Annotated in this window: 15 protein-coding genes; 13 read left to right on the top strand and 2 right to left on the bottom strand. The window is 51.3% G+C overall.

The window, feature by feature from the left end; all coding sequences use genetic code 11:
• Positions 1-50: 50 nt before the first annotated feature.
• The 9 genes from aroA (at position 51) to QW71_RS12090 (ending at position 9,768) form a co-directional block, all read left to right on the top strand.
• Positions 51-1,343 carry a 3-phosphoshikimate 1-carboxyvinyltransferase gene (gene aroA / locus QW71_RS12050; RefSeq protein WP_039297920.1) on the top strand — a complete coding sequence of 431 codons (1,293 nt, stop codon included), beginning with the start codon at positions 51-53 and terminating at the stop codon, positions 1,341-1,343.
• Entirely contained in the window at positions 1,331-1,882 is a 552-nt protein-coding gene (locus QW71_RS12055) for a GNAT family N-acetyltransferase (protein WP_039298164.1), read from the top strand. The genes aroA and QW71_RS12055 overlap by 13 nt, the downstream gene beginning before the upstream one ends.
• Positions 1,883-2,048: 166 nt before the next feature.
• A complete protein-coding gene (locus tag QW71_RS12060) occupies positions 2,049-2,483 on the top strand; it encodes a CoA-binding protein (protein WP_039297922.1) in 435 nt (144 codons plus the stop codon).
• A gap of 8 nt (positions 2,484-2,491) precedes the next feature.
• Positions 2,492-2,746 carry a hypothetical protein gene (locus tag QW71_RS39795; protein ID WP_152679747.1) on the top strand — a complete coding sequence of 85 codons (255 nt, stop codon included), beginning with the start codon at positions 2,492-2,494 and terminating at the stop codon, positions 2,744-2,746.
• Positions 2,736-3,404 carry a hypothetical protein gene (locus QW71_RS12065; RefSeq protein ID WP_039297924.1) on the top strand — a complete coding sequence of 223 codons (669 nt, stop codon included), beginning with the start codon at positions 2,736-2,738 and terminating at the stop codon, positions 3,402-3,404. The genes QW71_RS39795 and QW71_RS12065 overlap by 11 nt, the downstream gene beginning before the upstream one ends.
• Before the next feature lie 557 nt (positions 3,405-3,961).
• Complete coding sequence (locus QW71_RS12075; RefSeq protein ID WP_039297927.1) at positions 3,962-5,848, top strand: glucose PTS transporter subunit IIA; 1,887 nt, start codon at positions 3,962-3,964, stop codon at positions 5,846-5,848.
• The gene (gene ptsP / locus QW71_RS12080; RefSeq protein WP_039297929.1) at positions 5,845-7,611 is read left to right on the top strand and encodes a phosphoenolpyruvate--protein phosphotransferase; all 1,767 of its coding nucleotides are present in this window, start codon (positions 5,845-5,847) and stop codon (positions 7,609-7,611) included. The genes QW71_RS12075 and ptsP overlap by 4 nt, the downstream gene beginning before the upstream one ends.
• A 221-nt stretch (positions 7,612-7,832) precedes the next feature.
• Complete coding sequence (locus QW71_RS12085; protein WP_083442522.1) at positions 7,833-8,357, top strand: sigma-70 family RNA polymerase sigma factor; 525 nt, start codon at positions 7,833-7,835, stop codon at positions 8,355-8,357.
• A gap of 1 nt (position 8,358) precedes the next feature.
• Entirely contained in the window at positions 8,359-9,768 is a 1,410-nt protein-coding gene (locus QW71_RS12090; protein ID WP_039297931.1) for a hypothetical protein, read from the top strand.
• Between the two features lie 91 nt (positions 9,769-9,859).
• Here QW71_RS12090 and QW71_RS12095 read toward each other — a convergent pair whose 3' ends face one another.
• Positions 9,860-10,384, bottom strand: coding sequence for a type 1 glutamine amidotransferase domain-containing protein (locus QW71_RS12095; RefSeq protein WP_039297933.1), 525 nt, complete (start codon positions 10,382-10,384; stop codon positions 9,860-9,862).
• A gap of 283 nt (positions 10,385-10,667) precedes the next feature.
• Between QW71_RS12095 and QW71_RS12100 the strand changes: the two genes are divergently transcribed.
• The 4 genes from QW71_RS12100 (at position 10,668) to QW71_RS12110 (ending at position 13,299) form a co-directional block, all read left to right on the top strand.
• Positions 10,668-11,123 (top strand): hypothetical protein, encoded by a 456-nt coding sequence (locus tag QW71_RS12100; RefSeq protein ID WP_039297935.1) that lies wholly within the window; start codon positions 10,668-10,670, stop codon positions 11,121-11,123.
• Positions 11,124-11,249: 126 nt separating this feature from the next.
• Positions 11,250-11,411 carry a hypothetical protein gene (locus QW71_RS40450; RefSeq protein WP_160311797.1) on the top strand — a complete coding sequence of 54 codons (162 nt, stop codon included), beginning with the start codon at positions 11,250-11,252 and terminating at the stop codon, positions 11,409-11,411.
• Positions 11,412-11,498: 87 nt separating this feature from the next.
• Entirely contained in the window at positions 11,499-12,509 is a 1,011-nt protein-coding gene (gene ccpA / locus QW71_RS12105; RefSeq protein ID WP_036695017.1) for a catabolite control protein A, read from the top strand.
• A 94-nt stretch (positions 12,510-12,603) separates the two neighbouring features.
• Complete coding sequence (locus tag QW71_RS12110; RefSeq protein ID WP_039297940.1) at positions 12,604-13,299, top strand: 5'-methylthioadenosine/adenosylhomocysteine nucleosidase; 696 nt, start codon at positions 12,604-12,606, stop codon at positions 13,297-13,299.
• Between the two features lie 27 nt (positions 13,300-13,326).
• Here QW71_RS12110 and QW71_RS12115 read toward each other — a convergent pair whose 3' ends face one another.
• Positions 13,327-13,959, bottom strand: coding sequence for a GNAT family N-acetyltransferase (locus QW71_RS12115; protein ID WP_039297942.1), 633 nt, complete (start codon positions 13,957-13,959; stop codon positions 13,327-13,329).
• Between the last annotated feature and the right edge of the window lie 131 nt (positions 13,960-14,090).

Below are 14,090 nucleotides of genomic sequence, written 5' to 3' on the forward strand. Positions count from 1 at the left end.
AACGGGGCCGTACATACAGAAACTATATTACTTTAAGGAGCGCTTAAATTATGGACGTTATTGTTAGGCCAACGCCGACACTGCAAGGGGAATTCGGAGCTCTGTCATCCAAAAATTACACAACACGCTACCTGCTGGTAGCTGCCCTGTCGGAAGGAGTCAGCACGATTTATCATCCCGCGCACAGCGAGGACAGCGATGCCATCCGCAGATGTATCGCCGATCTCGGTGCTGTACTGACCGAAGATGAGGAGAAGATTGTAGTTCAGGGGTTCGGGCGTCACCCGCGTGATGTCAAGGAGCTGAATGTCGGGAATGCCGGTGCCGTGCTGCGTTTCCTGATGGCGGTTGCCGCGCTCAGCCCAGAGGTCACTTTCGTGAATACGTATCCGGATTCGCTCGGCAAACGCCCGCATGATGACCTGATTCAGGCGCTGGGCCAGCTTGGTGTAGAGGTAGAGCATCATAACGGAAGGCTGCCGATCACTATTCGCGGCGGCAAACCGCAGGGCGGACGGATTACCGTATCCGGTGCCGTTAGCTCACAGTATCTCAGTGCGCTGCTGTTTCTAACTCCGCTTCTTGAAGAAGACAGCGAGATTATCGTCCAGGATGATCTGAAATCCAAGGTGGTCATCGGACAGACGCTTGAGGTCATGGAGCAGGCCGGTATTACCGTACATGCTGCTGAGGATTATATGTCCTTCCAGGTGCCGGGCCGTCAGGCCTATGCGGCCAAGTCCTATACGGTTCAGGGGGATTATCCGGGATCAGCAGCTGTACTTGCGGCCGCAGCGGTGACCAAATCGGATGTGACGATTCACCGTCTGGCCGAGCATAGCAAGCAGGGGGAACGGGCGATTGTTGATGTGCTGCGGATGATGGAGGTACCGCTCACGCATGAGAATGGTACCGTTCATGTGCAGGGCAACGGTATTCTGAAGGCGGTGGAATTCGATGGTGATGCAGCTACGGATGCTGTACTGGCCATGGTGGCCGCTGCCGTATTCGCTGAAGGAACCTCACGCTTCTACAATGTGGAGAATTTGCGTTACAAGGAATGTGACCGCATTACCGACTACCTGGCCGAGCTGACCCGTGCCGGTGCGAAGGTGGAAGAGCGCCGTGACGAGATCATTGTCCATGGCACGCCTGAAGGTGTTGAAGGCGGTGTAACCATAAACGCGCATTATGATCACCGCGTAATTATGGCGCTTACTGTAGTTGGCCTCAGAGCCCGTCAGCCGCTGCGGATCAAGGATGCCCATCATGTCGCGAAGTCGTACCCGCAATACTTTGACCATCTGCGTTCGCTGGGCGCGAATGTGGAATGGGTAGAATAACAAAGGTGGGTCCGTTAAATATCAATCCGCTCACGGAGGATGATATTTCTCCGGTATCGGATCTTTATAAGATTGCAATATTGGATGCTTTTGAAAGAGAAGGACTGGGTCACCTGCAAAGTGACCTACAGCAGGAGATCGAATCCAAGATACGAATGGCTGCTGCTTCCTTGAATCCGCCGAATTCAGATACCTGGTTCTGGGTCGCGAGAATTGACGGTAGGGTTGTCGGCACCATTTCTTATGCACCATGCGGAGAGGACATCAGGGTCTGTACCAGGAATCAGCTGGATGCTGTAGGCGAGCTGGGCAGTCTGTACGTTTTGCCTGAATATCAGGGGCAAGGGATCGGGTCGGCTTTGATTGCGATGCTCATGGTATTTCTTCGGGAGCAGGGAATCACTCAGTTCTGCCTGGACAGCGGCTACAGACGCGCACAAACCAGGTGGCTGCGGAAATTTGGAGAACCCTATGTGATAGTTAAGGATTATTGGGGTCCGGATTCTGTCCATATGGTCTGGCTGTGTACGGTGAGCTGAAATTTCTGCCGCACCAACGGGAACGTGTCTCCCTGGCGCCGGCTTCTTACCAGACTGATAATGAACAGGTTCAGCAGTCGCGTGAGCCGTGTGAATTTGGAACTTGGTAAGCTCCGCTGTATGATGTATTTATAACGACATCTAACCACGGGAAGGGGAAATACACATGAGCTTTGAGAATCCAAGCAGGGATGAAATTGGAGATATTCTGGCTGGTGCAGGCAATATTGCCGTAGTTGGCCTATCTGACAAAACGGACCGCACCTCTTATATGGTCGCAGGCGCTATGCAGAGCCGGGGGTACCGGATTATTCCGGTCAATCCGTCGGTAGACGGAGAGATCCTGGGTGAGAAATGCTATCACACGCTGGCGGAAATTCCTGAGCCGGTGGATATTGTGAATGTATTCCGCCGCAGTGAATACTGCGCGGCTGTAGCGCAGGAAGCCGCAGATATAGGCGCGCGCGTGCTCTGGCTGCAGCAGGGCATCATCAGCCAGGAGGCGGCTGACATCGCCGCTGCCCACGATATGATCGCCATCATGGACCGCTGTATCAAGGTGGAAGAAGCGATTACGATGAAGGGCCGGAGCCGGGCCTAGGTGCTCGAATGCAGCCGGATGAAAGAGCTCATGGGGAGCCGGATGGAGCTCCGGCTTCTGGTTTTCATAATCCGGAATGCTGGAACAGTACAAATCCCTGGAATCCGAATGTCTTTGTCCTCTTGCCGCACACGGCTGGAGGAATATGGATTTTATCAAGTGCGATTGCTATACTTGAAACAGACGAAGAACGTCCTTTACTCCATTTCATGGGGGAAGGGCGTTTTTTTTATTTTACAGGAGGTCATTCATATGGACTTTGAACAGGCACATTGCACGTTTATTGAGACGCATACTAATGAAAGGGCTGGTGAACGGCGGGGGAGGCTGCTGCGTGGACACAATTATGCGGAGAAACTGTTTTTACAGAATGTATGGTGGCCGCTGTTTGAGTCGCTGGAGCAGCTGCATCCGGAATACGAAGTATATGACTGGAACCGCAAGTCGCAATTTTTGGATTTTGCTTTTCTGCCTGCAAGCGGCAGCCGTTTCGGAATCGAATGCGATGGTTTTCAGAGTCATGTTAAAGACATGGACCGTGAAAAATTCAGCTATGCACTTAACAGGGATACCTTCTTAACGGGAATGGGCTGGAAAATGCTGCATTTCTCATTCGACGATATCCAGCAGCGTCCGGAGGTATGCCGGATGCTGCTGCAACTGGCGTTGGCACCTTATTTAGCCCGGAGTACTGCCGCTCAGCATTTGATTTCTGAAGAGATGGATGTGTTAAGACTGGCATGGCGGATTGCACGGCCGCTTCGTCCCAAGGATGTGACTGAATATTTACACATCAATTTCCGGACGGCGCGCAAGCTGCTGGTAGCCTTGAGTGATAAAGGATTGCTCAAACCTGTATTTTCAAAGGAACGGGTACGGTACTACGAGGTTAGCACAATGCGGTCTGATATCGTATGGTGACTTCGGAATAACAATTATTAATGTGATCGCATGGGAATAAATACGCCTCAGATCTAGTGCTGTGCGAAAGACAGCCGCTCATTGCGGACACGCCTAACGTTATTTACTGCAGTCTTCAAACTGAAAGTGTAATAGCAGATAAGTGTATTTAGTACAACTAAAATGCGCTCTACAGAGGGTTTTTCAGGAATAACTGCACTTCGTACAATTAAAAAACCGATTTTTGCGATTATAGCGGAATTAGACCTGAATAGTTGTACAGAATGCAATTAAAATAAAATATAAGATCTCCTAGTCAATTATAGTTGTACAAACTACACTTATTCAGTCGCAGCAGTCGCAGCAGTCGCAGCAGTCGCAGCAGTCGCAGCAGTCGCAGGAGTCGCAGGAGTCCTGCGACTGACCTGCATTGCAGAGGATGGTTTGTGTCAGGTAAAAGTATCCGGGTAATCGCCTCCGAGCCAGGCTATCCTTGCTGTGTTTGTTCACACGTATTCTTTTGACAAAAACTGCTGCAGCGCTTACCATTCAATATAGAAAGAAAGGAGAGGGTCACCTTGAATTGGCTCGGATCTTTGCAGCAGTTAGGCAGAGCCATTATGCTTCCTACCATGGTGCTTCCGGCGGCGGCCATCTTGCTGAGTCTGGGCAGCTTACCGTGGTCTGCATGGGGACTTTCTTCGGTATCCGAAGTGACGACATACGCGGGGCAAGGAATATTCTATTTCATGCCTTATTTGTTTGCTGTCGGTGTGGCGTGGGGATTGTCCAATCAGGCCGGACCGGCCGGACTGGCGGCGCTCGCAGGGATGTTCACTTATGACCGGATTGTTTCCAACATGGGAGACGGGGCTGTACAGCCTGCAACATTAATTGGTATTATCCTTGGGATTGTAGCCGGCGTAGCGCATAACCGGTTTAAGAATATCAAACTGCCGGAGGCGATCCAGTTTTTTGGAGGGTCGCGTTTTGTACTGCTTTTTATGGGCTTGTTCTCCGCGCTGTTCGCCTGGGTGATGCTTGGCGTATCACCGCTGCTCCAGCAGCTGCTGAATGATCTCTTCAGGGGAGTGCAGATTACCGGCGGATATGGAGTTTTCGTCTACGGGGTATTGTATAGGGTGCTGACGGCCTTTGGCCTGCATCATATTCTCAATAATGTATTCTGGTTTCAGCTGGGCTCCTTCACGACGCCTGACGGAAGTGCGGTCGTGCAAGGGGATTTGCCGCGTTTTTTTGCCGGTGACCCTACAGCGGGAATCTTCATGGCCGGGCTGTTCCCGATCATGATGTTTGCCCTGCCGGCGATTGCCTTCGCGATTATCCAGGAAGCGCGCGAGGACCTCAAGCCGAAGATTAAGAAGACTTTTTTGCGTGCCGCTTTGGTCTGCTTTCTGACCGGGGTGTCGGAGCAGATTGAATTCGCGTTTCTGTTCGCTTCACCATATTTATTCGCGCTGCATGTAGTCATGTCCGGCCTTGCCATGGTACTGACCTACTCGCTCGGCATTCATCACGGGTTCTCGTATTCGGCCGGTGCGATCGATTTCTTCCTCAATCTGCATCTGTCCCAGCGGGCCTGGCTGCTGATTCCGATCGGGATCGGCTATGGCATCGTCTACTATAATGTGTTCCGCTGGGCGATACGCCGCTTCCAGATTCCTACACCGGGCCGCGAAGAAGGGTCCGAGCTGGGAGACTGGGCGGGGAATATACCGTATCAGGCTCCGCTGATTCTGGAGGCGCTGGGCGGCAAAGAGAATATCGTACAGGTACAGGCCTGCATCACCCGGCTAAGATTAACTGTGCATAACGACCGTTTGATAGATACAGGAGCACTTAAGGGGCTTGGCTCCGCAGGCATTATCAAGCTGGGCGGCGGCAATGTGCAGGTCGTCTTCGGTACATACTCGGAGCTGATCCGCGAAGAGATCGACAAGCTGATGCTGCGCGATTTGCCGCAGGTGCTGTTCAGCTCGCCCATACAGGGCCGGATGATGCCGATCGAAGAGGTGCCGGATCATATTTTCGCCGCGAAGCTGGTTGGGGACGGAGTAGCGTTTTTCCCGGAAAAAGGAGAGCTGGTCTCGCCCGTATTCGGCAAGGTGATGCATGTATACCCTACAATGCACGCAGTGGGCATCTCTACACCCGAAGGGCTTGAGGTGCTTATGCATATAGGGATTGATACTTCGCAGCTTAAAGGGCCGTTCGAGGCGCTTGTACAGGAGGGGGACAGCGTGGAGCCGGGGCAGCTGCTGGTCAGATTTGATCTGGCTTTTTTGAAGGAGCATGCCGCTTCACTCGCTACACCTATGGTCATTACCAATCCGGACCGCGTAAAATCCTGGAGCTATGCTCCATTTAAAAATGTTAAAAAGGGGCAGTCGTCAGTCATGTCCGTTGTTCTACACGAAAGTAATGTTGGAGGGATCGAAGCATGATACAAGGCATAGGCGCCGCAGCAGGTGTTGCCATCGGGAAGGCCTTTGTCTTGCCGAACTGGGAATGGAGTCTGCCGGACACTCAGGTGAATCCGGTGGATCTGGCTAAGGAGTTTGAACGTTTATACGAAGGGATCCGCACCTCCAAGGATGAGATCGAATTTATCAAAAGAGAATTCCGGGAGGTCGTCGGGCCGGAGGAGTCGAGTATTTTTGATGCCCATCTGGCGATCCTGGACGACCCTGTGTTCATGAGCGAAATCCGCGGCATTATCGAACGCCAGTATAAAGCGGCAGAGGTGGCGGTTAAGGAAGCCATTGACCATTTTGTAGCTATGTTCGATCTGCTGGACGATGAGTATATGAAGGAGCGGGCGGTGGATATCAAGGATGTCGGCAACCGTCTGCTGAAGCATCTGCTGGGTGCGCCGGAGGTTACCCTTCCGTCGGATACACAGCCTTATATTCTTGTGGCGAAGGAGCTCTCTCCGTCCCAGCTGGCGCATTTGAACCCGGCCTATGTGCTGGGCATTGTCACGATGATGGGCGGCAAGACTTCGCATTCCTCCATCATGGCCCGGGCGCTTGGCATTCCGCTGGTCGCGGGCCTGGAGAACAAAATCCTTACCCCGATTCAGACCGGGGACATGCTGGTGCTCGACGGGGAGACCGGAGCCGTGATGCTCCATCCGGATGAGTCCACAGTGCGGGATTTCACCTCCAGACGTGCCAAACAGCTCAAAAAGCGGGAACAGCTGGAGCTGCTCGCTACCGTTGAAGCTTTCACCAAAGACGGCGTATCTCTGCGTCTGGCAGGCAATATCAGCTCTGTGAAGGAGCTTAATATGGCGCTGAAATATGGAGCCGAAGGTGTGGGGCTGTTCCGTACGGAGTTTCTGTATATGGACCGTAATACGTTCCCGACGGAAGACGAACAGTTTGAAGTCTATAAGCTTGTAGCTGAAAAAGTCGGCAAGGAGTCTGTAGTCATTCGCACCCTGGATATCGGAGGAGACAAGCATCTGGATTACTTCCAGCTGCCGGAGGAGCAGAATCCGTTCCTCGGCTACCGTGCGATCCGCATCAGTCTGGACCGCAAAGACATGTTCAAGACACAGATGACGGCCATTCTGCGGGCCAGCCATTACGGCAATGTTCGGATGATGTTCCCGATGATCTCCTCCGTAGAAGAGGTTCAGGCTGCCAAAGCCGTGCTGGAGGAAGTGAAAAGCGAGCTGGACAGCCGGGGGATTCCATATGACCGCAAGCTGCCTGTAGGCATTATGATTGAGGTTCCAGCCGCTGTTATGATTGCCGATCTGCTGGCGGAGGAAGTGGATTTCTTCAGTATCGGCACGAATGATCTTGTGCAGTACGTACTCGCTGTGGACCGGATGAATGAGCAGATTGCCCATATGTATCATCCCTACCATCCGGCAGTGCTGCGCATGATCAAGATGACCGTGGATGCGGCCCGCAGCGTAGGCATCGATGTCAGTGTGTGCGGTGAGATGGCCGCAGATGAACGGTCACTACCGCTCTGGCTGGAGCTCGGAATCAGTGTGCTGAGCATGTCGCCGCAGGCGCTGCTTAAGGTGAAGCACCGTACCCTGAACACGCTGGCTTCCGAAGCCAGAGAAGTTGCCAAGCTCTGCTTCCGTAACCGGACCAGTTCTGAGACGGAGGAGCAGCTGAGTGCCTTTGCCGGGCGCAGCGGAATTACGCTGGGTGCAGGCGGTGACTCCAAAGAAAAAACGTCATAACCATTAACGGGCACACATAATGAGCTTAACTAATATAAAGTCCGGCGTGGTGGTCAACCCATACACGCCGGGCTTTTTGCTGTGAATCACAGCTGTCACAGGCTCCTTAAAGAGAAGCTGCCTTACCCGTTTATCTTATTTGTCCCAAAAAAGTAAAACCGTTTGCGGCGCTGCGCAGTCAGTATATACAGAAATCAAAAAAAACAGAGGGAGGATGCGGGATGGAGAATGTTTGGGAAGGCGAGCGGATGCGGGTCTTAAATGAGCAGGAGCAGCTGTTCATCAGCCGGGTGCTAGAGCAGAAGAAAATACTCTACAGCATAGCCTATAGCTACTTGCGGAGCGAGGTGGAGGCGCTTGAAGTAGTGCAGGAAACTACATATAGAGCCTGGGTCAAGCGTGGGAGTCTGAAGGATACGGACCGGTTTGCGCCCTGGCTGACAAGAATTCTGATCAACTGCTGTAAGGATGAATTGAAGCGGAGGAAACGTCTGGCGTCTCCTGGTCCGGTTCAGATTAGCGGCGGCCTGCAGGAGATGACCAGTGACCGTAAGCTGGATATGGAGCAGGCGCTGAATGGGGTCAAGCCGAAATACCGCCAGGTGCTCGTACTGAAGTATTACCGGGATATGACACTGACCGAAATCGCCGAGGTGCTGGGCAAGCCTGAAGGGACGGTCAAAACTTGGCTGAACAAGGGACTGAAGCAGCTGCGCGACAAAATGAGAATTAGAGGAGGACTATAGGATGGCTACGAGTGAAGAAACACTGCTGAAGGAGTATTATCACAGTCTGTCAGTCGAAGCGGATGAAATTGCTGAGCTGAAGCTGAATGCTGCAATTCGCAAGGGGATAACCCGGTCGCAGAAATTCAATATGTCTCTAAAAGCGCGTTATGTTTTGGGTTCGGTGGCTATGCTGGCGATTCTGCTGCTGTTCGTTTTTCCTTGGGGGAGCGAGGCTTTGAAGCCGCGAAGTTCTGCTCTGAGCTCACAGGTCACGGCGCAGGATATGAAGTGGTTTGATGCTTACAGCAAAGTTGCCGGAGGTGATTCTACAGTTACTTCAGCTTTTGCCGCAGGCCTCATTAAGCCGTTAAGCGGCGCAACAGCAGAGAAGGATGGGTATGTTCTGACAGTGGAAGCCGTTGCAGCAGATCGGATGGGAATCCTCTTTTTCTATAAGCTGGAGAATAAGAACTTAAGTGCATCTGCTTATTCGCTCTCAGTGACTACAGTTGCAGATATAGAACTAGGACAAGGGGCTTACTTCAGCAGTAATCCGAAAGCTGTATCTGGAGTAACACGAGGATACCAAAAAGCACTTTGGAACCGCAATTATACGAAGCTGCCGGAGCGGATGGCGGTAAAGCTGAGTGTGGTGGGGCCGGTAGGCGGGGTGGTCGATGGCATACAGAACTTTGCGACAACCAATGAGGTGTATGTCCCGATCACCATTGAGCAGAATGCTGTTGCACAGTCCGGAGAGACCGTATCCATTAACCGGACTATGGAAATCGCTGGCCAGGATGTTGAGATCGGGGACGTATATATAGCTGCAACTGGCATCTATGTGGAAACTGCATACAGCCCGCAGAATTCCGTGGAAATATTCGGTCTGAACAGCCCGCATATTCTGCTTGGAGGCGGTAATGATTTCACTGCATTGTATTCAAAAGCATCGATTAATGTTGAGGGCAAACAGTATCTCGTATTCCCTGGCAGTGAATTGTCACCTGGAACCATGAAGCTGCAAATTGATGGTGTCGTCGGTCTTGAGAAATCCGCCCAGGAGCTGATAGTAGATACGGATAAGAAGCAAATAATCAAAGGACCTGACGACCGCCTGCGGATAACCGCTGCGTCTAATACTCATAGCTTGATTATGGAATACCAAAGACCCAGCAATAAAAGCGCTGGCTATACTGCAAATGTAATTCTGGATCAGACATTCAAGGACGGAGCAGGCAAATTGCATACGGCTACGTATAATCCCGCGGTGCCTGTTATTGATCCTGCTCATGCTGACGACAAGGTTCCTCCCTTTCAACATGCTTACAAGCTGGGCACGGCCGAGCTGCAGCAGCCTTTGACATTCAAGATCATTAGTTACCCGAATCTGATTAAAGATAAAGCAGAGCTTACTCTTTGCAAATAACACAATGTAATTTAAAAAGCCCTGCTCGCCGCTACAGCGGAGAACAGGGCTCTTCATGTACTAGTGTCACTTAATTTCAATATGGTGCGGCTTATTCCCCAGCCAGCGCATCGCAGAAAGCCTTGCCGTAAGGAGGCAGATCCGGCGGACGGCGGGCGGAAATGATATGTCCGTCGGTTACCACAGGCTCGTCCTTCCAGATGGCTCCGGCATTCTCCATATCATCACGGATGCCTGGAGTGGAGGTGACGGTTACACCCTCCAGTATTTTGGCGGAGATCAAGACCCAGCCGGCATGGCAGATCTGCCCGATCGGCTTCTTGGCTTCGTTGAAATCCTGCACCAGCTTCAGCACTGCGCTGTAGCGGCGGATTTTGTCGGGAGCCCAGCCTCCGGGTACCAGGATGCCGTCATAATCGGCTGCATTCAGTTCATCCCATGAATATTCAGCGGTGGCGGGTACGCCGTATTTGCCCACATAGGTCTTGTTTTTCTCCAGTCCGGCCAAATGAACCTCGGCGCCTTCTTCCCGCACGCGGTACACAGGATACCAGAGCTCCAAATCTTCAAACTCATCATCTACAAGCGCTATAACCTTTTTGCCAGCTAGTCTCATTCCATGCAGCTCCTTCCGGTTAATAACATCTCGGTTCTAAGCCATTCTATCAAAAGAAAAAGTTGAAGTCACTTTTCATATGGTAAAGTTTAAGTATTTTGCCAATTAAATCATTATATGCAAAACGGCAGGGATTCGCAGGAGTAAGGTCGAATATAGCATCTGAACAGGTAACCTTACGTGTTTTTTGAAAGATAATGGATAGGCTTCACGCAATAATTGTTCCAGGACGGCGTAGCTGTTTCTGCTTGGATTATTAAAAGATCATTCTGAGGTGTGGGAGATGTATAAAGATAATTTAATGAAGAAGTCATGCGGCTGCGGCGGGATCATGACCATACATATGCATACGCTGATTTATAGTGCAAAGATCAAAATTACTCATGTACCAGTATATACCTGCAGGCAGTGTGCTCGCTATGAACCTTTGCCCGTGATCAAACGGGATCTGGGGAAGCTCATCGGTGAGCTTGCTGCTAATCCGCCTGGCCGGAAGCAGCTCTCGTTTGCAGAGCGCAATGAGTGGGCCAGTGTACTGAAGGAAACGTTTGCTTCCGGTTTATTTGCCGGCGGCTTGCCTGAACTGGAGGAGTCAATCCGGAGTGCGATTCAGGGGCGGATTGATCTGCTATTGGACGTTTACCGCGTGGCTGTGGATATGTCCGACAGGTCATGGATGGGAGAAACTGGAGTTAGACTGTTCCAATTAACGGCTCAATCGGCAGAAAGTGCCAAATAAATGGCGCTTTTTGGCTTTTTGAAAAATTTTTCTGCAAAATCAATGAAAATCTTTCAACGAATGTTGGATTTTTCACGCACTTTTTGATACGATAGAAAGAGATTACAGGATTGCTGCAGCTGTCCGGTGGATGGAGCGCAGTATCCGCTTTTATCCGCCCCTGCATTTCTGAAATTTAAAGCGGTTTACGGCTGGGAGTTATTGGAGTATCAGGAATTGGCGGCAGGCGTTAAAGCCACGCCAGGACTGGCGTTTCAACCTTTGAAAGAAATTTTGAAAGGAAAATGAAGCGTTATCATTGCACAATTGTACAAAGTGTCGTATCATAATTTTAATTAGTCGAACGATAAAATTTATCGCAATGGAGAGAGTAATTTGACGGTAACCATTTACGATGTAGCTCGAGAAGCAGGCGTATCTATGGCTACGGTATCACGGGTTGTGAATAATAACCCGAACGTGAAACCGCAGACCCGGAAGAAGGTTTTTGAAGCGATTGAGCGTTTGGGCTATCGTCCAAATGCCGTGGCGAGAGGTCTCGCCAGCAAGAAAACGACAACCGTTGGGGTTGTTATCCCTGATATCTCCAACTCGATTTTTGCGGAAATTGCACGCGGGATTGAAGATATTGCCAATATGTATCACTACAATATCATTTTGTGTAATGCGGACAAGCGCAAGGAGAAGGAAATTCGTGTTATTAACACGCTGCTTGAGAAACAAGTGGACGGGCTGCTCTTCATGGGCGGAACCGTTACGGAGGAGCATATTCAGGCCTTCCAGACCTCAGCTGTTCCAATTGTGCTCTGCGCCACTCGTGATGAGAAGGGCACCTACCCTTCCGTCGATATCGATCATGAGACGGCTGCGTTTGATGCAGTGAACACGCTCATCCGTCACGGCCACCGTGAGATTGCAATGATCAGCGGAACACTGCAGGATCCCGCGAACGGCTATGCCCGGTTCCACGGCTACAAGAAAGCACTGGAAGCGGCAGGCATTGAGTACCAGGAGGATCTGGTCCGCATCGGTAACTATCGTTACGAATCCGGTGTCGAAGCGATGAAGTATTTCCTCGGCCTTAAGAAGAAACCGACCGCTATTTTTGCAGCAACCGATGAGATGGCCATTGGGGCAATTCACAGTATTCAGGATGAAGGATTGAAGGTTCCAGACGATTTCTCGATCATCAGTGTCGATAATATCCGGATGGCATCTATGGTTCGTCCTTTGCTCACTACTGTGGCACAGCCGATGTACGATCTGGGAGCAGTAGCGATGAGACTGCTGACAAAACTGATGAAGAAGGAAACGGTGGAGAACCCGCGGGTTATTCTGCCGCATGAAACCATTCTTCGCCTGTCTGTCAACCATGTGAACAAATAAGATTTGTCCGTTTCACAAGTGAATATAAGGTACGTAGAAAGCTCCTTCGGGAGCTTTTTATGTTTCAGGGAAGTTATAAATGGGAGGGTTAAGGATGAGTGAAGTTCTGGGTCTGATTGGCGCAATGGATGAAGAGATTATGCTGCTGCTTGAGGGAATGGAGAATAGACAGACAACCGTGAAGGCGGGGATAACCTTCCATTCGGGAACTGTATTCGGCAAAACAGCGGTGCTCTGCAAATCGGGGGTCGGCAAGGTGAATGCTGCAGTAACAACGCAGATTCTGCTGGACAGCTTCGGAGTTTCGCGGGTATTGTTCACTGGTGTGGCAGGTGCAGTGCATCCCGATTTGAATATCGGGGACATTGTCATTTCATCGCAGTGCATCCAGCACGATATGGATGTGACAGCGCTTGGTTACGCCAGAGGGGTGATTCCCTACCAGGAGACCTCTTCATTTCCTGCAGATCCGCAGCTGGTGAAGCTGGCGGAGCAGGCGTGCCGGGAGCTGAAGCAGAAGTCTGTGACAGGTATTGTACTGTCCGGAGATCAGTTTATTGCAAGTAAGGATACCGTTACCGTGCTGCGTGAGCAGCTGGACGGAGCTTGTGCCGAGATGGAGGGGGCAGCTGTCGCCCAGGTCTGCAATATGAACGGGACGCCGTTTGTGATCATCCGTTCCATGTCTGACAAAGCGGATGGTTCGGCCCATGTGAATTACCGTGAGTTCACGGTGACTGCTGCGGAACGTTCACACGCCATACTGGAGTATATGCTGAAGGCAATGTAAGCTCCGACCAATGCAATCCCGGCCCTATCAATACATGAACCGCTGTCTGAAGCGGACCCGGTCGAAGGTCTCGCGGGAGGACAGCGGAACAGCCTGGCCCATGCGGACCATTAGGCAATTGGCCGGATGGGAGCAGATTTCCGGGTCATCCGTGGCATACCACACCATATCTACGGTCTTCATCAGCTTCTCCATCATCTGCCGGTATTCCCAGACCGTGAGGCCGCTGCCCTTCAGATCCCAATGCCAATAATATTCCGTAGTGAATACGATGCAGTTCTCCAATTGCCCTTCTTCAAAAGCACTGGAGACCAGCAGCTTCCCAAGCCCGCATCCCCGGTATTCATCCGCGACTTCGATGGCCCCCAGCTCTACGAGATCTTCCATCCCTCCCTGAGACCACAGCTCCAGCTCATCCGGATAATGAAAGGTGACATACCCTACTATAACGCCTGAGACCACTGCAGCGACGACGCGGCCTTCCGGCAGTCCTGATATCTCGATCAATGCTTCCAGCTGCTCCTGCGGCTTCCGGAAGGCATCCAGATCGCGGTGCATATCCAGGAGCTTGAGAGTATCCGGAGATAAAGGTCCTTCAACGGATATAAGCCTGTCTTTATGCTCTAAGGTATGGGACACGGGGATTTTGCAGTGCTCCATGATTGGTCTCCCTCCGGTTCACTATATTATGGAATGTAACCGCTTCCTGTGATATACTGGTTTCGACACGGAAAATTCACATTTGGCGCGTTGACAACATGGCAGTTAAGAGATTCATACCCTTAAAGCTT

The sequence above is a fragment of the Paenibacillus sp. IHB B 3415 genome (assembly GCF_000802655.2).
Lineage (GTDB): Bacteria > Bacillota > Bacilli > Paenibacillales > Paenibacillaceae > Paenibacillus_AQ > Paenibacillus_AQ phytohabitans.